The organism is Nocardioides seonyuensis (assembly GCF_004683965.1).
GTDB classification, from domain to species: Bacteria; Actinomycetota; Actinomycetes; order Propionibacteriales; family Nocardioidaceae; genus Nocardioides; species Nocardioides seonyuensis.
In genome coordinates this window covers 3,272,963-3,292,061 of the sequence record NZ_CP038436.1, presented here as the reverse complement: position 1 = coordinate 3,292,061, position 19,099 = coordinate 3,272,963, and the positions used below count along the sequence as shown (strand labels likewise).

Sequence of the window (19,099 nt, the reverse complement as noted above, 5' to 3'; positions counted from 1 at the left end):
GGGTCAGAGAAGTCCCGACGCAGCGAGGCCCGCCCGAAGGGCGTCGACCTCGTCGTCGGTGAGCGGCACGAGGGGACCGCGGACGTTGCGGTTGTCGAGGACGCCCAGCAGCTGCAGCGTGGCCTTGGCGGTGGTGGCGCCGTAGTTGGGGACGCCCATCACGGCGTCGAAGGCGGGCGTGAGCGTCTGGTGCAGGCGCAGGGCCTCCGCGTGGTCACCCCGGAGGAACGCCTCGATCATGGCCTTGAGCTGGCTGCCTGCCGCGTGCCCGACGACGCTGACGAGGCCGCAGGCGCCGTAGGCGAGGCAGCCCAGCGTGGCCGCGTCGTCGCCGGAGTAGACGGCGTAGCCCATGTCGACCAGGCGGGAGGCGCCGGGCAGGTCGCCGGTGGCGTCCTTGACCGCGACGACGGTGTCCCAACGACGGATCGCCTCGTAGGTCTCCAGGGAGATGCGGGTGACGGTGCGGCCCGGCACGTCGTAGAGCATGACCGGCAGGTCAGCCGCCTCGACGACGCTGCGGAAGTGGTGGAGCACTCCGGCCTGGCTGGGCTTGTTGTAGTAGGGAGTGACGAGCAGCATGCCGTCGACCCCGACCTTGGCGGCCTGCCTGGCCAGCTCGACCGAGTGTGCCGTCGCGTTGGTGCCGACCCCGGCGATCACGTGCGCCCGGTCCCCGACCGCGTCCTTGACCGCCTGCAGGATCTGGACGTCCTCCTCGACCGTCGTGGTCGGCGACTCACCGGTCGTGCCGCTCACCACGACACCGTCGTTGCCGTGCTCGACCAGGTGGACCGCGATGCGGGCGGTGGCGTCGAGGTCGACGTGACCGTCGTCGTCGAACGCCGTCGCCATCGCGGTGAGGAGGCGGCCGAACGGGGCAGCGCCGTCCATGGCCTGGGGGGACGTCATGGAGGTCAGGTTATCGCTCCGCGTCCGGTGGTCACGCCATACTCCGTGCCATGACGTACGACGACGTGCTCGCCGACCGGGTCCGCACGCTGCTCGCTGGGGTGGACGACGTCAGCGAACGGGCGATGTTCGGCGGGCTGGGGTTCATGGTGCGCGGCAACATGGCCCTCGCAGCCAGCAGCACGGCCGACCTCATGGTGCGCGTGCATCCCGACGATGGCGAGGCGTGGATCGACGGCGAGGCCGTGCGCCCGATGGAGATGCAGGGGCGCGTCACCCGCGGCTGGCTGCTCGTCGACACCGCCGCGCTCGTGGAGGACGAGCACCTCCAGGAGTGGGTGGACCGGGGTGTGGCACGCGCCCTCAGCCTGCCGGCCAAGTGACTGTCCGCCGCCTTGTGGGTGCGAGCGCCTAGGCTCACCCCTGTGAGCCGACGATGAGCAAGATGGACAACCTGCGCGCCATGCGCGAGGCGCGCTACGCCGCGATGACCAAGCGTTCCGAGGGCACGCCCGACACGGCGAAGTCCGCCGCTGCGGCGCGGAAGCGAGCCCCCGTGGCGCCGCCTACCCCTCCCGCGGCCGAGCCGGGCTCCCCGGGCGCTGCCTCGACCGACGGGAAGGCAGCGGTCGACGAGCCCGCGCTGTGCGGCCACCGCAACATGAGCGGCCGCACCTGCACCCGCGAGCACGGCCACGCTGCCAAGAGCCACCGCTACTCCTGAGCGGGCTCACGCAGCTTGGCGAGGACGTGGTGCTCCAGCATCGGCGCCAGGTCGTCGTACTCCCCTGCTGCGGCTGCCGCCATGTCCGTCCAGCGAAGCTCGGCGATCTCGCCGAGCGCAGAAGGCTCCGCTGCGACGTCCTTGCGGGCAAGGAACACCGTCGAGTGCAGCTCGTGCCCCGGCTCGTTGGCCGTCTCCGAGACGAACTCCCCGAGGAGCACCAGGTCCGCGACCTCGATGCCGACCTCCTCGCGGGTCTCGCGGATCGCGGCTTCGAGCGCACTCTCCCCCGGCTCGAGCTTGCCACCGACCAGCATGAAGCGGCTGGTGCCCTGCTTGCGCACGGTCAGCACGTGACCGTCCCTGACGAACGCCACAGCCGCCACCACGATCGTCCGGTCCATGGCGGCAGTGTGCCCTTCTCGGCCGGGCGGTCGCGCAGCCGTGGTCACCACGTGACCTGCTCGGGGTCGGTGACGAGCATCGGATCCACACCGCGCAGCTCTGCCTGCCCGGCGCTGCCGTGCAACGCGGTGAAGTCGAGGCCGGTCCGTTCCTCGAGGAGGTCGAGCGACACCTGATAGGTGTCGAAGTCGTCGAGGAAGCCCTCGGGAGTGAGCGACTCGAGGCCGTCGAGGCTCTGCGTGAGCAGGAAGGCCTTGAGCCTGACCTGCCCCCCGATCCGGTAGGCCACGACCTTCCAGTGCTCGCGCGGCAGCTGGACGATGTCGCGGTAGACCGGGTCGTCCTCGGCGAGCACAGGCCCGGCGAACAGGGTCACTCGACGGTCTTCGAGCCCTTCGAGGGCCAGGACGGCGTTCTCGAGCAGGCCCCACACGCCGCCGCGACCCGACTGGTTGAAGCCGGCGCGCTGCGGAGTGATGTTGGTGAAGAAGAACGAGTCGGAGCCGGCCTGCCTCGCCTCGGCGAGGGTGGCACCCCAGAGCAGGTCCGAGCGCCGGGCGACGTGGCCGCGGTCCAGGTCGTTGTCGTCGTACGCCCGCTCCCCGGTCTGCGCGTCGGCCGGGACACGGGGGTCGAGCTTGAACCGCTCCCCGGACCGTGAGATCGAGTCGCTCGGGAAGAGCGTCAGGCCGTCGATGTTCCACGCCACCCACCACGCCAGACGCCGTGCAGGGTGCATGCAGACCGTGAAGTGCGTGTAGTCGAGGGCGTCGCCGTCCTCGCCCGCGGCCGCGGGTGGTTCGAGAGTCGTCCCGAGGAAGTCCTGGTCGTACCCGAGGTCAGCCATGGCTCGAGTCTGGCGCAGGGGCGGCGAGGGCTCAGACGAGGGAGGCGACAAGCAAGTCATAGGTCGCCTCGACGGCTCCGGCCGTGCTCTGGATGACCACGGCGCCCGGGCGCGTTCCTGTCAACGACTGCAACGCCGCATGACGCTCACGCAGGGCGTCGTCGCCCCCTTGGGCTGCGACCAGCGCGTGCACCGTGGCGTGCCACGGGGCGTGGGTGTCAGCCTCCGCTCGGCGGTTGAACCGCGCCACCGACGACTCCCGGTCATCCATCAGGATCCGCTCGATGAATCGGGCGTTGCATCGACGAGCAGCCGCCTCGAACAGGGCGATCTCCGCTGGATCGATCAACAGCTGCGGAAGCACGACGTCGCGGCCACTGGTCAGATAGCCCTCGATCATTCCCAAGGCAGCCGGGCGTATGAGAGATCCGGCCAGCTGGAAGTCCTGCGACCATCCACCGATCAAAGTGCGCAGGACGTCGATGTCGCAGTTGAGCACCCCGGGATGCTGGGCGACGTAGCGCCGCGCGATCGTGGACTTGCCGATGCCGGGCGGTCCATTGAGGTGAAGGAGGCAGGCCACGTCCAGCTCCTCCGGCAGGTCGACAACCTCTTCAGGTTGTCACACGTGCCTCCCTCCACCACCGGGCTGGGGGGTGGTGGCCTCGCGGCGGGTCGAGGACTAGGACTGCTATATGGTCTGGCGCACCACACGATCTCGGGGGAGACAATGCGTCTTGCACACCTCAGCACTGCCCGCGCGCGTGTCGGCATCGCCGCCGTGGCTGTGCTGGCCATCTGCGCCACGTTGCTCCCGATGGGGGCTGCCGCAGCCGCGGAACGTCGCCCCGACGGCTTCAGCGGCTACGCGTTCGACGCTCGGTGCGCGCCGACCCAGGAGCAGATGGACGCGTGGTTGACCTCCTCGCCCTTCTCCGGTGTGGGCATCTACATCGGCGGGTCGATGGCATCGTGCCGGCCGACCGCCAGTGACCCCGGCCAGCCGCACCTCGACGCCACGTGGGTGGCTCGGCAGCGCGCCGGCGGATGGCGCCTCCTGCCGATCTGGGCCGGCCCGCAGGCCGCGTGCCACACGCTCTACGGCGACCTGATCGATGCCAACCCCGCGGGCTCCTACGCCGCGGCCGACGCACGTGGACGCGCGGAGGCAGCTGCTGCCGTGGCTCGCGCGCAGCAGCTCGGCCTCCCCGCCTCCAGCACGCTGTGGTACGACCTCGAGGGCGGCTACGACGTCACGAACGACGACTGCCGACGTTCCGCGCTTCGCTTCCTGAGCGGCTGGACCTCCGCACTGCACGACCTCGGCTACCGCTCGGGCGTCTACTCCAGCGTCTCTGCCGGCATCCACGCCCTGGACAACGCCGACAACCTGTCACCCGGCTCCTACGTGATGCCCGACCACGTCTGGTACGCCTGGTACAACGGCCGCGCAGACGTCGCCATCGACCCGCAGTGGGTGCGGCCGAGCAGCTGGGAAGGCCAGCGCGTCCACCAGTACGAGGCGCACACGAGCGCGACGTACGGCGGCGTCTCGCTCACCATCGACCGCAACTTCATGGAGATCGACGGCGGCGCGCAGCCTCCTCGCTCCACCCGCCTCTGTGGCAGGACCCGCGTCGACTTCAGGACCTATCCGCGACTGAAGCCCGGCAGTCGCGGCGTCCGGACCAAGACGCTGCAGTGCGTGCTCAGGAAGAACGCCCGCTACCGCGGAAAGCTGGACGGTCAGTTCGACCGAGGCGTCCTCAAGGCCGTGCGGACCTTCCAGCGCCGCCACGACCTCCGCGTCACGGGAAGGGCCGATGCCGCCACTTGGACCGCGCTCTTCGCCAAGGGTTCGACACCCATGCTGAAGGTCGGCGCTGCGGGCCAGCCGGCCCTGCGCCTGCAGCGGTCCTTGCGCGCTGCCGGGTTCCGGTCGGTGAAGCCGACGGGAGTCGTCACCGACCGCACCGCGACTGCCGTGCGCAGGCTCCAGCAGCGTCTCGGTCTGGACGCCACGGGCGTGGTCACGGCCGACACATGGTCGGCGCTGCAGCACGGGAGGCGCTGACAACCAGGGGTCAGGCCGTCAGCCGGCGCTCCAGCCAGACCCACTCGAGCCCCTCGCCGATCTCGCGGCGGGTCTCGACCCACTCCTCGGCGGCATAGACGGGGTAGAAGGCGTCTCCCTCGGGCTCGAGGTCGACCTCGGTCAGGACCTGGTGGGTGGCGTGGGGCAGGGCAGCCTCGTAGACCTGTCCCCCGCCGGCCACCATCACGTCACCGGGCAGGTCGGCCGCCAGCTCGAGGGCGGTCTCGAGCGAGTGGACCACGTGGACGTCGTCATGGCCGGGATCGAACGTCAGGTCACGCGTGATCACGATGGTGCGGCGGCCGGGCAGGGGCCGCCCGATGGAGTCCCAGGTGAGCCGTCCCATCACCAGGGTGTGGCCCAGGGTCTCCCGCTTGAAGTGGGCGAAGTCGTGGGGCAGGTGCCAGGGGATCCGGCCCTCGTGCCCGATGACGCGGTTGCGGGCGAGGGCAGCGACGAGGACGACGCGCTGGTGGGGCCGAGTCATGGGTGGGCAGCTCAGACCGCGATGGGGGCCTTGATCCCCGGATGCGGGTCGTAGCCCTCGACGGCGATGTCGTCGAGGTCGAAGGCGTCGATCTCGGTGATAGCAGGGTTGAGGACCAGCCTGGGCAGTGCTCGGGGCTCGCGGGTGAGCTGGAGCCGGGCCTGCTCGAGGTGGTTGGTGTAGAGGTGGGCGTCGCCGATGGAGTGCACGAAGTCGCCGACCTCCAGCCCGGTCACCTGGGCGACCATGTGGGTGAGCAGCGCGTAGGAGGCGATGTTGAACGGCACGCCGAGGAACGTGTCGGCCGAGCGCTGGTAGAGCTGGCACGAGAGCCGGCCCGGCCCGGACTCCGACGGCGCGACGTAGAACTGGAACATCGTGTGGCACGGCGGCAGGGCCATGTCGTCGACGTCGGCGACGTTCCAGGCCGAGACGATGTGACGGCGTGAGTCGGGGTTGGTGCGGATCCCCTCGACCAGCCGGCTGACCTGGTCGACGTGGCGCCCGTCGGGCGTGGGCCACGAGCGCCACTGGTAGCCGTAGACGGGGCCGAGGTCGCCGTTGTCGTCAGCCCACTCGTCCCAGATCGTGATGCCGCGGTCCTGCAGCCACTTCACGTTGGTGTCGCCGCGCAGGAACCACAGCAGCTCACCGAAGACCGATCGGGTGTGGACCTTCTTGGTCGTCACCAGGGGGAAGCCCTGGGAGAGGTCGAAGCGCATCTGGTGGCCGAACACGCTGAGCGTGCCGGTGCCGGTGCGGTCGGTCTTCTCCACCCCGTCGTCGAGGATGCGCTGGAGGAGGTCGAGGTACTGCTGCACGAGCCAGACTCTAGCCGCGGCGACCGTCAGCCCAGGTCGACCCGCCCGCTGATGGTCGTACGCGTCTCTCCCCCGATCCAGATGTCGTCACCCTCGGCCTGCACCTGGACGCGGCCGGCCCTCCCCAGGGCGGTGCCCTGGGCGGCGACGTACGACGAGGGGAGGGTGCCGTCGGCGATCAGCCACTGCGCGATGCCGGCGTTCAGCGAACCCGTCACGGGGTCCTCCGGCACCGCCAGCTCGGGGGCGAACCCGCGCACCTCGATCGCGCACTCGGAACCGGCCGGATGCAGCCCGACCACCCCGAGGTCGAGGTCGCGCATCGCCGCGTAGTCGGGGTCGAGGGCGAGGACGGCGTCGGCGTCGCGGAGCAGCGCAGCCACCCACCCGGGTCCGTTGTCGACCCACTGCGCAGCGAGGACCTCGGGGACCTCGATCCGCAGCGCCCGCGCGATCGCTGCGACGGTGTCGGCGTCAGCCGGTCCGGACCGCCGCAGGGGCGGAGCCGCGAACGCGAGCACGCCACCACGGCGCACGGTCACCAGACCCGCACCGCACTCCTGGACGAGGTCGTCGCCGCCCGGCTCGCCCCCGGCCTCGAGCCACGCGTGCGCGCTGCCGAGGGTGGGGTGGCCCGCGAAGGGCAGCTCACCACCGGGGGTGAAGATCCGCAGCCGGTAGTCAGCCCCGGGCATGGTCGGGGTCAGGAGGAAGGTGGTCTCGCTGAGGTTGGTCCACCGGGCGAACGCGGCCATCTGGTCGTCGGTGAGGTCGTCGGCCCCGTGCACGACGGCCACGGGGTTGCCCAGCAACGGGACCGAGGAGAAGACGTCGACCTGGCGGAGCTCGTGGGTCATCGTGCCGCCCCCGCCAGCCTGGCCAGGTCGTCGCCGACCAGCCGCTGGGTCGTCCACTCAGCCAGCGGGCTGGCGCCCAGCGAGCGGTAGAACTCCACAGACGGGGTGTTCCAGTCGAGCACCGTCCACTCCAGACGGGGCAGGCCACGCTCGACGCACACCTGGGCCAGGGCCGCGAGCAGCGCCTTGCCGAGACCTGTTCCGCGGTGCTCGGGCAGCACGAAGAGGTCCTCGAGCCAGATGCCGTTGCGGCCGGTCCAGGTGGAGAAGGTCAGGAACCACACGGCCATCCCCACCACCTCGCCGTCGACCTCGGCGACGTGGCAGGAGGTGTGGGCCTCACCGGACTCGGGGAACAACGCGCGAGCCAGGTCGTCCGGCGTGGCCTCGACCGCGTCGGGCTCCCGCTCGTAGTCGGCCAGCGCGTGCACCAGCTGGAGGATGACGGGGACGTCGCCGCGGACGGCAGGGCGGATGTTCACGACCGTGAGGTTAACGCCGCGGCCCGACAGCCTCGACCAGGATGCTCGGCAGCTTGGGGCCTCGCCTCACCTGAGCCGGAACCCCTCGGCCGGGATGCCGCCCTCGGCCTCCCGGCACGACCCGTCGGGCTCGCACAGGACGAGCACGCGGTGCGACGACGCGGGGATCTGCAGCGAGTTGTTGCGGTCGCCTCGCCGTGAGTCGAGGACGAAGGCGCGACCGCCGTCGGGGAGCACCGTGCCCTGGACGACGTAGGTGTAGCGGCCGAACGGCAGGTAGTCGGGCAGGGACGGAGGGAACAACAAGTCCTGAGGCGGGTCGGCCAAGGCAGAGACGTCGCCGCCACCGTCGACCTCGATGACCTCCCCGTCCTCGAGCCGCACCGCGGCCCCGTCGCCGAACGCGACGAAGGAGTCGACGTCGCGCAGCTCGACCACGACCTCGGCCAGGTGGAGCTCCTCCCCGGCGTACCACGGGACGGGCAGCGGGTTGGTCTCCTCCCGCACGTCGGGCCGTGAGCCCCACCAGACCAGCGCGGCCACGACCAGCGCGGCAGCGACCAGCCCGAGGAGGTATCGCCAGACGTCCCGCCACCGCCGGCTGCGGCGCAGCGCCTCGGCCTGCTCGAGCCAGGGCTCAGGACGATCCACCGGACGCGTCGGGTCGACCCCGACGGTCGTGACGGGCGGCGTCGAGCCGGGCTGGTCAGGCAGCCCGGTGCGCTCGCGAAGGGCCCGCCAGACGTGGACGTCGACGCTCTCCTCGTCCACGAGCCGTCGCCACCCGCGCCGGTTGGCGACGAGCACCTCCGCGACGGCCAGGCGCGCCTCCGCGGACGCCACGCCCTCGCGCTCGAGGGCGGCCACGAGCAGGGGCCAGCGAGCCTGGAGGTAGTCCGAGAAGTCCGCGTCGGCGACCATCTCGCCTCCGTTCGGGTCGCCGGCTCCGGCGGCAGGTCAGGCGCTCAGGGACATGGGACCGTAGACGGTCCGGTCGTGCTCGAAGAGGGTCACCGACGCGACACCGTGCTCGGCGAGCTCGGCCCAGATCTCCCCCACCCACGACTCGGCGTCGCCCTGGTTGTGGAAGCGCTGGTCGAAGCCCTCGAGCTCCACCACCGAGCCTGCCTCGTCGCGCAGCTCCCACCACCAGGGCCGGTCGGAGGCCGAGGGCTGCCTGAAGGTCGGCGGCTGTCCCGGCAGCATCACGACTCCCGGACGGAGGTGTCGACGAACGGCGGCTTGACCAGCTGGAAGATCTCGCGGCGTCCGCGCACGTCCACTCCGACCTCTGCGTCCTCGGCGACCATCGTCGGGATCAACGCCAGGCCGATCCCCTTCTTCAGGGTCGGCGAGAACGTCCCCGAGGTGATGTCGGCCAGCGGCACGTCCTGGGTGAGCGTGACGCCCATCCCTGGTCGAGGTATCCCGCGCCCGGTGGCGATCAGTCCCCGCAGCCGGCGCCTGGGGCCCTCCTCCTTCACCCGGGCGACTGCCTCGCGCCCCCAGAAGGACTCCTTCTTCCAGCCCACCGCCCAGGAGAGGCCGGCCTCGACCGGGTTGGTGTCGAGACCGATGTCCTGGCCGTGGAGGGGGTAGCCCATCTCGGTGCGAAGCGTGTCGCGGGCGCCCAGCCCGGCGGGGAGGATGTCGTGCTCGGCACCGGCGGAGAGGAGCTCGTCCCACAGCTCGAGCGCCGCGGAGTTGGCCACCACGAGCTCGTAGCCGCGCTCGCCGGTGTAGCCGGTGCGGCACACCACGACCCCGGTGCCGGACGTGCCGAACTCGGCCTCCACGAAGGACATGTACTCGTGGCCGGTCGGGAGGCCCACGCGCTCGAGGACCTCGTCGGACCTCGTGCCCTGCACCGCGAGGACGGCGTAGTCCTCGTGGTGGTCGACGACCTCGACACCCTCCGGGGCCTCGGCGCGCAGCCGGCGGACGACCTCGGCCGTGTTGGCGGCGTTGGGCACGAGCAGCACGTGCTCGTCGTCGTGCCAGTAGGCGATCAGGTCATCGACGATCCCGCCGGTCTCGTCGTCGAGGCAGAGGGTGTACTGGGCCTTGCCGGGACGGATCTTGGCCAGGTCGTTGGAGAGCGTGGCGTTGACGAAGTCGGCTGCCCCGGGGCCCGACACCATGACCTTCCCCAGGTGGCTGACGTCGAAGATCCCGACCGATGAGCGGACCGCGGTGTGCTCCTTGACGACGCCGGTGGGGTACTCCAGCGGCATCGACCAGCCGCCGAACTCGGAGAACTTGGCACCGAGCGCCTCGTGACGTTCGTGGAGCGGAGACATCCTGAGCTCAGCCATGCTCGCAACCTACCGCAGCGAGCGGTGTCGCAGACCTCGCCTAGCATGCGACGGTGACGACCTACACCCTCCGCAACGCCAACCCCGCCAAGACCAGGACCGACGCCGTGGTCGCCGGCATCGTCTCCACGGCGACGGGCCCCCGAGCGTGCGAGGCCTCGACCGAGGTCAGCCAGGCCTACGGCCGCGCGTGGCTTCCCCTGCTGGCCAACCTGGGCGTGACCGGCAAGGCGGGCGAGGCGGTGAAGATCCCGACGGCCGGTGCCATCAACGCTCCGCTGCTCGTCCTCGTCGGCCTGGGTGCCGACGAGACCGACCACGCCTCCGTGCGCCGGGCAGCCGGGGTCGCCGCCCGCAACACACCCAACGCCGCCTCGGTGGCACTGGCACTGCCGGCCGACTCCCCCGCGCTCGTCGCCGCCGTGACCGAGGGACACCGCCTCGGCGGCTACTCCTACGTCGTCTACAAGTCGGCCGAGAAGTCGTCCCCCGGGCCGGGCGACGTCGTCGTGCTCAGCCCCGCCGCACGCCAGTCCGCCGCCGCCGCCGCCTTCGAGCAGGCGCAGGTCGTGGCAGACGTGGTGGCCGGCTGCCGCGACTGGGTCAACACCCCGCCCGGCGACCTGACGCCCCCGCTCTTCGCGGACGCCGTGACCACCGCCCACGGGCGGCTCACCAGGGGCCGCGGCGCACCCAAGGTGGCGCTCGAGGTGTTCGATCGCGAGCAGCTCGCCGAGATGGGCTGCGGCGGCATCCTCTGCGTGGGCGACTCCTCCGACTCCCCCGCCCGGCTCGCCAAGCTCACCTGGTCCCCCAAGAAGCCGGTTGCCCACCTCGCCCTCGTGGGCAAGGGGGTCACCTTCGACTCCGGCGGCCTGACCATCAAGCCCTCCTCCGGGATGAACCACATGAAGGGCGACATGGCCGGTGCGGCGGCGGCGATCCAGGCGACGTTCGCGATCGCCCGCCTCGGCCTGCCTGTCAAGGTCACCACCTTCGCGCCCATGGCGGAGAACATGGTCTCCGGCACCGCCATGCGCCCCGGTGACGTGGTGTCGACGCGTGCGGGCCGGACGGTCGAGATCGCCAACACCGACGCCGAGGGGCGCATGCTCCTCGCCGACGCCCTCGCGCTCGCGGTCGAGGAGGAGCCCGACGTCATCGTCGACATCGCCACCCTCACCGGCCACATGCAGGTCGCCCTCGGCGACAAGGTGGGCGCCGTGATCGGTGACGACGACGTCGTACGACGCCTGCTCGACGCGGGCGCGGCGGCCGGCGAGGCGCACTGGCCGATGCCGATCCCCGAGGAGATGGCGGACCGGATCACCAGCTCCAAGGTCGCCGACCTGCTCCAGCACGACTGGGTGCGCTGGGGCGGCGGCCTCTATGCCGCCGCGTTCCTGCGAGAGTTCACCGGCGGGATCCCCTGGGCCCACCTCGACATCGCAGGCAAGGAGATCAACACCGGCGGACCCTACGGACACGTGCCCTCCGGCGGCACCGGGTTCGGAGTCTCGACGCTCGTGGCCTACGCGAGGTCGGTGGCCGACCAGGGCGTCTAGGACCTACTTCCCGCCCGCCTTCTTGCGGCGGTTGTAGTCCCGCATCCGCTGGGGAACCCCGACGACCGCAGCGTCGTAGGACGGCACGCGGTGCTGGTTGGCGAAGTCGTGCGCCCACTTGACGCTCGGGACGCGACGCCGGGTCCACTCCCCGTCGTGCGCGACCAGCAGGAGCGTGACGTCGCTGACCGCGGTGCGCGGCTCGACGAACCCCTCGACCCCGCGACGGGAGCTCACGAACTGCTCGAGGTGCCGCACGTCGGCCCCGTCGGAGGCGCGCACGGTGGTCGAGCCGGTGCGTGCGGCGTCACGCGCCGGGCGGCTGGTCCGCCCGGAACGGCGGAAGCGATCGAGGAAGCCCATGCCGTGCATTGTGCCGCGTGACCGGGTACGGGGGTTGCCGAGGCCCGGTGTGGACAGGCTCACAAAGAGTGCAAGGATGGACAGCACCTCGAAGTGAGCTGAATTCTCAGGGCGAAGACCCGTGCGGAGGAGTGTTGGTGGCTGAGTCGGAGTTCGATGTCCTGATCCTGGGTGCCGGTTCCGGTGGTTACGCCTGTGCCCTGCGCGCGTCGCAGCTCGGCCTGAGCGTCGGGCTCGTCGAGAAGGGCAACCTCGGGGGCACCTGCCTGCACGTGGGCTGCATCCCGACCAAGGCACTCCTGCACGCCGCCGAGGTGGCCGACTCCGCGCGTGACGCGGCCTCCTTCGGCGTCTCGGCCACCCTCGACGGCATCGACATGCCGGGGGTCAACGCCTACAAGGACAAGGTCGTGGCCCGCCTGTTCAAGGGGCTCACCGGCCTCATCAAGTCCCGCGGCATCACCGTCATCGAGGGCGAGGGTCGACTCACCGGTCCGCGCACCGTCACGGTGGGCGAGTCGTCGTACTCCGGGCAGTCCGTGGTGCTCGCCTCCGGCTCCTACTCGCGGACGCTCCCCGGCCTCGAGGTCGACGGAGAGCGCGTCATCACCTCCGAGCACGCCCTGCGGCTCGAACGCGTGCCGAAGTCCGCGATCGTCCTGGGTGGCGGCGTCATCGGGTGTGAGTTCGCCTCGGTGTGGAAGTCGTTCGGGGCCGAGGTCACCATCATCGAGGCCCTGCCCCGCCTGGTCGCGGCCGAGGACGAGGCCTCCTCCAAGGCCCTCGAGCGCGCCTTCCGCAAGCGCAAGATCAACTTCATGACCGGCACTCCCTTCGAGAGCGTCAAGCCCACCGACTCCGGCGTCGCCGTCACGGTCCAGGGCGGCGAGGTCATCGAGGCCGAGCTGCTGCTGGTGGCGGTGGGCCGCGGCCCGGCCACCGACGGGCTGGGCTACGACGAGCAGGGAATCGCCATGGAGCGTGGCTTCGTCCTGACCGACGACCGCTGCCGCACCAACGTCGAGGGCGTGTTCGCCGTCGGCGACATCGTTCCCGGCCTGCAGCTGGCCCACCGCGGGTTCCAGCAGGGCATCTTCGTCGCCGAGGAGATCGCCGGGCTCTCGCCCCGTCCGATCGACGAGGCCGGCATCCCGCGCGTCACCTACTCCCACCCCGAGATCGCCTCGGTGGGACTCGACGAGGCCGACGCGCGCGAGCTCCACGGTGACAACGTCACGACCGTGACCTACGACCTCGGCGGCAACGGCAAGAGCCAGATCCTCGGCACCCAGGGCTTCGTCAAGCTCGTCGGGCTCAAGGACGGGCCCGTGCTCGGCGTCCACATGGTCGGCGACCGCGTCGGCGAGCTCATCGGGGAGGCCCAGCTGATCTACAACTGGGACGCCCACGCCGAGGACGTCGCGCCGCTCGTGCACGCCCACCCCACCCAGAACGAAGCGCTCGGCGAGGCCCACCTCGCCCTGGCCGGCAAGCCCCTGCACGCGCACTCCTGACACTAGATTCGACGACAGCCTCACCACTGCCCCTCCCCAGCGAGCGAAGGAATCCCATGGCCTCCGAAGTCACCCTCCCCGCACTCGGCGAGTCCGTCACCGAGGGCACCGTCACCCGCTGGCTCAAGCAGGTCGGCGACACCGTCGCCGTCGATGAGCCGCTGCTGGAGGTCTCCACCGACAAGGTCGACACCGAGATCCCCTCGCCCGTGGCCGGCACGCTGCTCGAGATCAAGGCCAACGAGGACGACACCGTCGAGGTCGGCGCCGTGCTCGCCGTCGTCGGTGACGAGGGCGAGGGCGGCGGCTCTGCCGAGGAGTCTGCAGAGCCCGAGGCCGAGCCCAAGGACGAGGCCGAGTCGGAGAAGAAGGCCGAGCAGGAGGAGCAGGTCGCCGAGGAGACCGGCGAGCTCCCGGAGGGCGACTCCACGCCTGAGTCGGAGAAGGAGGACGCCCCCGCGCAGGAGGAGCCCGCCGCCGAGCAGCAGGCCGCGCAGGAGTCGTCCGACAGCTCGGGCTCCGGCGGCTCGGGCTCCGGCGGCTCGGGCTCCGGTGGCTCCGGATCGGGCACGCCGGTGACCCTGCCGGCCCTGGGCGAGTCGGTCACCGAGGGCACCGTCACCCGCTGGCTCAAGCAGGTCGGCGACGAGGTCGCCGTCGACGAGCCGCTGCTGGAGGTCTCGACCGACAAGGTCGACACCGAGATCCCCTCCCCCGTCGCGGGCACGCTCCTGGAGATCAAGGCCGAGGAGGACGAGACGGTCGAGGTCGGCGCCGAGCTCGCGATCATCGGCTCGGGCGACGCCGCCCCGTCGGCCTCCTCGGAGCCGTCCGGCGACCAGGGCACGCAGCAGGACGAGGGCGCCCAGAAGGACGAGCAGCGCCAGGCTCCCGCCGCTGAGGACGCCGACGCACAGGCACGCGAGGACCTGGCGGAGCAGTCGGCCGAGGAGAAGCCCGCCGAGGAGCAGCCCGCCCAGGAGCAGACCGCCCAGGAGCAGCCGACCCAGGAAGAGCCCAGCCAGGCGAAGCCCGAGGCTGCGCCGCAGGCGAGTTCCCAGCCTGCGGAGGAGAAGGGTGGCGAGGAGCAGAGCAGCCAGGCCGGCGGTCGCGACCAGTCGGCGTACGTCACCCCGCTGGTGCGGAAGATGGCAGCCCAGAACAACGTCGACCTCAGCTCGGTCCAGGGCACCGGCGTGGGCGGTCGCATCCGCAAGCAGGACGTGCTCGACGCCGCAGCCAGGGCCAAGGAGTCCTCCGCTGCACCGGCCGCCTCCGCCTCGCCCGCAGCCGCACCCGCTGCAGCAGCGCCGAGTGGCCAGGCCACCGCGAGCGCGTCGCCGTCCCCGCTGCGAGGCACCACGGAGCCGGTCTCGCGCCTGCGCAAGATCATCGCGGAGCGCATGGTCGAGTCGCTGCAGACCTCGGCGCAGCTCACCCAGGTCACCGAGGTCGACGTCACCGCCATCGCACGGATGCGCGACGCGGCCAAGGCCGACTTCCTGGCGCGTGAAGGCGTGAAGCTGAGCTACCTGCCGTTCTTCGCCAAGGCGGCGATCGACGCGCTCAAGGTGCACCCCAAGCTCAACGCCGCCATCGACACCGAGAAGGGCGAGGTCACCTACTTCGACCGCGAGAACGTCGCGTTCGCGGTGGACACCGAGAAGGGCCTGCTGACCCCGGTGGTCAAGGAGGCGGGCGACCTCTCGATCGCAGGGCTGGCCAAGAAGATCGCCGACCTCGCCGAGCGCACCCGCACCAACAAGATCGGCCCCGACGAGCTGTCCGGCGGCACGTTCACGATCACCAACCTCGGAAGCGTCGGGGCCCTGTTCGACACCCCGATCCTCAACAAGCCGCAGGTCGCCATCCTGGGGCCGGGTGCGGTCGTCAAGCGTCCTGTCGTGATCGACGACCCCAACCTGGGCGAGACGATCGCGGTGCGCCACATGGTCTACCTCGCGCTCACCTACGACCACCGCCTGGTCGACGGCGCCGACGCCGGGCGCTTCCTGCAGGAGATCAAGAAGCGCTTGGAGTCCGGGCAGTTCGAGATCTGACGCGCGTGGCCTGATTCCCGCCTCTCGGTCCGCCGGGAGGCGGGAAAACCACGTGCTGGGTGTCGGTGCCGGCCGATAGCGTGAAGCCACCGTGAGCACCGCCACCATGCCTCCAGCGCCCGTGCCCACCCCGCACCCCGCGCTGGTCGATCCCACAGCCGACCGACGACCGGTCGACTGGCGACGCGTGCGCCGCCCCTTGACATACCTCGCCTTCGCGATGTCGTTGGTCAGCGCCACCGGTGTCTCCCTCGGCAGCGTGGTCGCCGGACAGCTGGCAGAGGACCCCACGCAGGCGCTGGTGTCGCTGCTGGCGATCTGTGTCGTGGGCTCGGCGGTCATCGACACCCTCGCCCGCACGATCTGGGCCACCGTGTGCGACCGCGCGGAGGGCCAGCTGCGCGCCGACCTGCTCGACGCGGCCCTGGCCCAACCCGTCTCGGCACTCACCGAGCAGGCCGTCGGCGAGGTGCTCGACCGCATCGATGACGACACCTGGGAGGTCGGCCAGCTGATGCGCTGGGGGGTCTGGCTGGCCGCTCGCACCGTCCTGGCGTCCGGTCCGCTGTGGCTGGTGGCCAGCCTCACCTGGTGGCCCGCGGCCTTCCTGTTCCCGCTGACGATCGCGGCGACCTTCCTCGTCGTACGACGCCTGCTCCCCGAGATCACGCGTCTGAAGGTCATCGAGGAGGCCGCGTGGACCGACCACGCAGCCGCTACCGAGGAGGGCGTGGCCGCGCGCGACGACCTGCGCACCAGCCTGGGCCAGGCCCATGTGCTGCGTCGCAGCGCCGCGCTCAGCGCCACCATCCACAAGGCCCTGCGTCGCGTGCTGCTGGTCGAGACCCGGGCGACACGGCGCAGCGGTGTGCTGCTGCACGCGTTCCTCGCGGGCGTGGGCGTCGTCGGCGTGGCCCTGGCGACCGCCGACCAGCTCTCCACCGCCGCGCTGGTGACCCTGTTCCTCGTCACCACCACGTTCGTCGGACAGGTCGACATGCTGGCTCGGCACCTGCCCGACCTCCAGGAGGGGTTCGGGGCCGTGCTGCGCCTGCGCGACATGATGGCGTCGCCCGCCGAGCCGGTCGGAGGGGACTCGCTCCCCGAGGGTCTCCTCGACCTCGAGTTCCGCGACCTGCACTTCTCCTACGAGGCCGGCACCTTCGCCCTCGGCCACGTCGACCTCACGATCCACGCCGGCCACACGTGTGCCCTCGTCGGCCGCACCGGGTCGGGCAAGTCCACGCTGGCCGCACTTCTCTCGCGCGCGGTCGAGCCTGAGCCCGGCACCGTGTTCCTCGGTGGGGTGGACGTGCTCGACCTCGACCTGCAGGAGCTGCGCCGTGCAGTCGGCGTCGTCACCCAGCGCACCGAGATCCTGGCCGGCACGCTGGCCCAGAACATCACCCTGTTCGGCCCCCAGCCGCGTTCCGAGGTGGAGGCCGCGATCACCGAGCTGGGCCTCACCGGCTGGGTCGCCGGTCTGCCCGACGGGCTGGACACGCTTCTCGGCCCGGGCGGCACCACCTTGTCCGCAGGTGAGGAGCAGCTCGTCGCGTTCGCCAGGCTCCTGGTCCGCCACGTGCGGGTGGTCGTCCTCGACGAGGCGACGGCTCGCATGGATCCGGTCACCGAGGCCCGGGTGGTCCGGGCGGCGGACCGCCTCATCTCGGGACGCACCGGCATCCTCGTGGCCCACCGCCTGAGCACCACGCGACGAGCCGAGTACGTCGCCGTGCTCGACTCCGGGAGGGTGGTGGAGCAGGGCACCCGTCCTGAGCTCGCCCGCGCCGGTGGTCCGTTCAGCCAGCTGTTGGCAGCCTCCGCCGACGAGGCCTGGGACGCCCGGCCCGAGGAGCGCCCGGAGCCTGACACGGAGACCTCCATCGGCAGCCTGCGCCGCTCGACCTCTCCTCCCCCCGCGCCCGAGCTCGACACCAACCCCAGCCTGGCGCGCGCCACCTGGAGTGCTCTGCGCATCGAGCCGCGGTGGGGCCTCTTCGGCGCCCTGCTCTTCCTGCTCTCCTCGATCACCGGAGCCTTCGGCGCCGTCACCGGCTGGGTGTGGGGTCACATCGTGGTGACCCTGCAGACGGGCGGGGACCCCTGGCCGCTGAGTGCAGGCCTGGTGGTGTCCCTCCTGGTGGGACCGGTGCTCCTGGCCTGGGCGTTCCTGCTCTACCCGCACTGGTGGATCGCCGTCCGCCTGCGGGTCAGGCTGACCGTGCTGCGCGGACAGACCAACCAGCGTCGGCTGGCACGCACTCCCCCCGGCGAGGTCGTGGCACGCACGCTCGACGCTGACAGGCTGGCGCGCTACGCCGACCGCTGGGTCGACTTCGTCAACGGTCTCTTCGTCACCCTCATCACCTCGCTGATCGCCGGCACCTGGCTCGCTGGGCTCGTGCTGCTGGTGGTGATGGTGACCTCGGCCCTGGCGTCCTCGCTGGGTCGCCGCGTCGCGGGGCGTTCCGCGGCGGCGGCGTCGACCGCCCGAGCCCGCTTCGGCCGTTCCCTGGTCTCGGCGCTGGAGTCGGTGCGCACAGTCAAGCTGGCGGCCGCCACCGACCAGGTGCACCACCACCTGCGCTCTGTCGACAGCGGACGCGTGGATGCCGCGGTCCGCGAGCACCGGGTCCAGAGCCTGCTCGACGGCGTGCCCGGAGTGATGGTGCAGTGCGGCGTCGTGGCGTCCTGGGCGGGTTACCTCACCGGACAGTGGGGGCTCGCCACGGCGCTCCTCGTCGCCAATGCCGTGAGCGGTTTCGACTGGTTCGGCCGGGTTGCCGGCGCGGTCGTCACCGAGGCGCCCGGCGTCAACGCCTGGATGCGTGCCACCAGCGACCTCGCCGGTGGCGGGGACCTGATGGCCGTCCCCGACGACATCGACCTCGTCTCCGGGACCGCCCCCGCGCCGCTGACCCCCGAGCGGGAGCCGCTGCGCTCGCTCCGGCTCCGTCAGGTCGACGCAGTCCACGACGACGGCACCGTCGGGGTGCAGGGGGTCGACCTCGGCGTCGAGGCCGGTGAGTTCGTGCTGCTGCTGGGTCAGGTCGGGTCGGGGAAGTCCAGCCTGCTCGGCGCCCTCGCCGGCCTGATCCACTCGGAGGGCACGATCGAGTGGAACGGCGAACCCGTCACCGACCCCCAGGCCCAGCTCCGGCCGCGCCGGGTCGCACACATCGCCCAGGTTCCGCGGGTGCTCTCAGGCACGTTCGCCGACAACATCGCCCTCGACCACGCCCGCGACATCGACGGGCCCGTGGACCGCGCGCGTCTCGGCCTCGACGTCGAGCGCGCCGGCGGCGCACACGCCCTGGTGGGACACCGAGGTGTCCGTCTCTCGGGTGGTCAGGTGCAACGGCTCGCACTGGCCCGAGCGCTGGCTGCGGAGGCCGACCTCCTGCTCGCCGACGACGTGTCCTCGGCGCTCGACGCGGCCACCGAGCTGGAGCTGTGGGCAGCCCTGCGGTCAGCCGGAGCGACCGTCATCGGCGCCACCAACAAGACCGCCGCGCTCGCCTCGGCAGACCGGGTGGTGGTGCTGGCCGAGGGCCGCGTCGTCGACGAGGGCCCCTGGACCGAGCTCGCGCCCCGCTGGTCCCACCTCGCGGGGTGACGCTGCGCTGGCAGGCGTGAGTTGGGTCCGTCT

At 71.5% G+C, this 19,099-nt stretch carries 19 protein-coding genes; 7 read left to right on the top strand and 12 right to left on the bottom strand.

From position 1 onward, the window contains the following. Window positions 1–3: 3 nt before the first annotated feature. Window positions 4–912 (bottom strand): 4-hydroxy-tetrahydrodipicolinate synthase, encoded by a 909-nt coding sequence (gene dapA, locus EXE58_RS16010; protein WP_244242263.1) that lies wholly within the window; start codon window positions 910–912, stop codon window positions 4–6. 50 nt (window positions 913–962) lie between these two features. Here dapA and EXE58_RS16005 point away from each other — a divergent pair, with 50 nt between their 5' ends. Continuing rightward, window positions 963–1,295 (top strand): TfoX/Sxy family protein, encoded by a 333-nt coding sequence (locus tag EXE58_RS16005; RefSeq protein ID WP_135268792.1) that lies wholly within the window; start codon window positions 963–965, stop codon window positions 1,293–1,295. 53 nt (window positions 1,296–1,348) lie between these two features. After that, window positions 1,349–1,636, top strand: coding sequence for a hypothetical protein (locus tag EXE58_RS16000; protein WP_135268791.1), 288 nt, complete (start codon window positions 1,349–1,351; stop codon window positions 1,634–1,636). Here EXE58_RS16000 and EXE58_RS15995 read toward each other — a convergent pair. Genes EXE58_RS15995 through EXE58_RS15985 form a run of 3 tightly spaced genes read right to left on the bottom strand, consistent with a single transcriptional unit; the run spans window position 1,627 to window position 3,471 of the window. Further along, complete coding sequence (locus tag EXE58_RS15995; protein WP_135268790.1) at window positions 1,627–2,040, bottom strand: NUDIX hydrolase; 414 nt, start codon at window positions 2,038–2,040, stop codon at window positions 1,627–1,629. The two genes, EXE58_RS16000 and EXE58_RS15995, sit on opposite strands and share 10 nt — an antisense overlap. Before the next feature lie 44 nt (window positions 2,041–2,084). Continuing rightward, on the bottom strand, window positions 2,085–2,888 hold the full coding sequence (locus EXE58_RS15990) for a DNA/RNA non-specific endonuclease (protein WP_167288954.1): 804 nt from the start codon (window positions 2,886–2,888) through the stop codon (window positions 2,085–2,087). A gap of 31 nt (window positions 2,889–2,919) precedes the next feature. Continuing rightward, window positions 2,920–3,471: an AAA family ATPase gene (locus tag EXE58_RS15985; RefSeq protein ID WP_135268788.1), complete on the bottom strand. Its 552-nt coding sequence runs from the start codon at window positions 3,469–3,471 to the stop codon at window positions 2,920–2,922. A gap of 147 nt (window positions 3,472–3,618) precedes the next feature. Here EXE58_RS15985 and EXE58_RS15980 point away from each other — a divergent pair, with 147 nt between their 5' ends. Continuing rightward, a complete protein-coding gene (locus EXE58_RS15980) occupies window positions 3,619–4,962 on the top strand; it encodes a glycoside hydrolase domain-containing protein (RefSeq protein WP_167288952.1) in 1,344 nt (447 codons plus the stop codon). 10 nt (window positions 4,963–4,972) lie between these two features. Here the strand turns inward: EXE58_RS15980 and EXE58_RS15975 are convergent, their stop codons facing one another. The 7 genes from EXE58_RS15975 to gcvT form a co-directional block, all read right to left on the bottom strand. After that, entirely contained in the window at window positions 4,973–5,470 is a 498-nt protein-coding gene (locus tag EXE58_RS15975; protein ID WP_135268786.1) for a dihydrofolate reductase, read from the bottom strand. A gap of 11 nt (window positions 5,471–5,481) precedes the next feature. After that, the gene (locus EXE58_RS15970; RefSeq protein ID WP_135268785.1) at window positions 5,482–6,291 is read right to left on the bottom strand and encodes a thymidylate synthase; all 810 of its coding nucleotides are present in this window, start codon (window positions 6,289–6,291) and stop codon (window positions 5,482–5,484) included. 26 nt (window positions 6,292–6,317) lie between these two features. Further along, window positions 6,318–7,148 (bottom strand): PhzF family phenazine biosynthesis protein, encoded by an 831-nt coding sequence (locus EXE58_RS15965; RefSeq protein WP_135268784.1) that lies wholly within the window; start codon window positions 7,146–7,148, stop codon window positions 6,318–6,320. Then, a complete protein-coding gene (locus EXE58_RS15960) occupies window positions 7,145–7,630 on the bottom strand; it encodes a GNAT family N-acetyltransferase (protein WP_135268783.1) in 486 nt (161 codons plus the stop codon). The genes EXE58_RS15965 and EXE58_RS15960 overlap by 4 nt, the downstream gene beginning before the upstream one ends. A gap of 66 nt (window positions 7,631–7,696) precedes the next feature. After that, a complete protein-coding gene (locus tag EXE58_RS15955; protein ID WP_135268782.1) occupies window positions 7,697–8,551 on the bottom strand; it encodes a hypothetical protein in 855 nt (284 codons plus the stop codon). Window positions 8,552–8,587: 36 nt separating this feature from the next. Then, a complete protein-coding gene (locus EXE58_RS15950) occupies window positions 8,588–8,836 on the bottom strand; it encodes a hypothetical protein (protein WP_208544051.1) in 249 nt (82 codons plus the stop codon). Beyond that, window positions 8,836–9,945, bottom strand: coding sequence for a glycine cleavage system aminomethyltransferase GcvT (gene gcvT / locus EXE58_RS15945; RefSeq protein ID WP_135268781.1), 1,110 nt, complete (start codon window positions 9,943–9,945; stop codon window positions 8,836–8,838). The genes EXE58_RS15950 and gcvT overlap by 1 nt, the downstream gene beginning before the upstream one ends. Before the next feature lie 53 nt (window positions 9,946–9,998). On the opposite strand from gcvT, the gene EXE58_RS15940 reads away from it, so the two are divergent. Continuing rightward, complete coding sequence (locus EXE58_RS15940) at window positions 9,999–11,510, top strand: leucyl aminopeptidase (protein WP_135268780.1); 1,512 nt, start codon at window positions 9,999–10,001, stop codon at window positions 11,508–11,510. A gap of 3 nt (window positions 11,511–11,513) precedes the next feature. Here the strand turns inward: EXE58_RS15940 and EXE58_RS15935 are convergent, their stop codons facing one another. Further along, window positions 11,514–11,873 carry a hypothetical protein gene (locus EXE58_RS15935; protein WP_244242262.1) on the bottom strand — a complete coding sequence of 120 codons (360 nt, stop codon included), beginning with the start codon at window positions 11,871–11,873 and terminating at the stop codon, window positions 11,514–11,516. A gap of 137 nt (window positions 11,874–12,010) precedes the next feature. Between EXE58_RS15935 and lpdA the strand changes: the two genes are divergently transcribed. From lpdA to EXE58_RS15920, 3 genes are all read left to right on the top strand, one after another. Further along, the gene (gene lpdA / locus EXE58_RS15930) at window positions 12,011–13,387 is read left to right on the top strand and encodes a dihydrolipoyl dehydrogenase (RefSeq protein ID WP_135268779.1); all 1,377 of its coding nucleotides are present in this window, start codon (window positions 12,011–12,013) and stop codon (window positions 13,385–13,387) included. 56 nt (window positions 13,388–13,443) lie between these two features. Beyond that, window positions 13,444–15,447, top strand: a complete 2,004-nt coding sequence (gene sucB, locus EXE58_RS15925) for a 2-oxoglutarate dehydrogenase, E2 component, dihydrolipoamide succinyltransferase (protein WP_135268778.1) — start codon at window positions 13,444–13,446, stop codon at window positions 15,445–15,447. A 91-nt stretch (window positions 15,448–15,538) separates the two neighbouring features. Beyond that, window positions 15,539–19,066 carry an ATP-binding cassette domain-containing protein gene (locus EXE58_RS15920; protein WP_244242261.1) on the top strand — a complete coding sequence of 1,176 codons (3,528 nt, stop codon included), beginning with the start codon at window positions 15,539–15,541 and terminating at the stop codon, window positions 19,064–19,066. Window positions 19,067–19,099: the final 33 nt, after the last annotated feature.

Coding starts and splice junctions, on each gene's coding strand:
- EXE58_RS15980 (WP_167288952.1), top strand. CDS start 3,619: ATGCGTCTTGCACACCTCAGCACTGCCCGCGCGCGTGTCGGCATCGCC.
- EXE58_RS15995 (WP_135268790.1), bottom strand. CDS start 2,040: ATGGACCGGACGATCGTGGTGGCGGCTGTGGCGTTCGTCAGGGACGGT.
- EXE58_RS15965 (WP_135268784.1), bottom strand. CDS start 7,148: ATGACCCACGAGCTCCGCCAGGTCGACGTCTTCTCCTCGGTCCCGTTG.
- EXE58_RS15950 (WP_208544051.1), bottom strand. CDS start 8,836: ATGCTGCCGGGACAGCCGCCGACCTTCAGGCAGCCCTCGGCCTCCGAC.
- dapA (WP_244242263.1), bottom strand. CDS start 912: ATGACGTCCCCCCAGGCCATGGACGGCGCTGCCCCGTTCGGCCGCCTC.
- EXE58_RS16005 (WP_135268792.1), top strand. CDS start 963: ATGACGTACGACGACGTGCTCGCCGACCGGGTCCGCACGCTGCTCGCT.
- EXE58_RS15975 (WP_135268786.1), bottom strand. CDS start 5,470: ATGACTCGGCCCCACCAGCGCGTCGTCCTCGTCGCTGCCCTCGCCCGC.
- sucB (WP_135268778.1), top strand. CDS start 13,444: ATGGCCTCCGAAGTCACCCTCCCCGCACTCGGCGAGTCCGTCACCGAG.
- EXE58_RS16000 (WP_135268791.1), top strand. CDS start 1,349: ATGAGCAAGATGGACAACCTGCGCGCCATGCGCGAGGCGCGCTACGCC.
- EXE58_RS15935 (WP_244242262.1), bottom strand. CDS start 11,873: ATGGGCTTCCTCGATCGCTTCCGCCGTTCCGGGCGGACCAGCCGCCCG.
- EXE58_RS15955 (WP_135268782.1), bottom strand. CDS start 8,551: ATGGTCGCCGACGCGGACTTCTCGGACTACCTCCAGGCTCGCTGGCCC.
- gcvT (WP_135268781.1), bottom strand. CDS start 9,945: ATGGCTGAGCTCAGGATGTCTCCGCTCCACGAACGTCACGAGGCGCTC.
- EXE58_RS15990 (WP_167288954.1), bottom strand. CDS start 2,888: ATGGCTGACCTCGGGTACGACCAGGACTTCCTCGGGACGACTCTCGAA.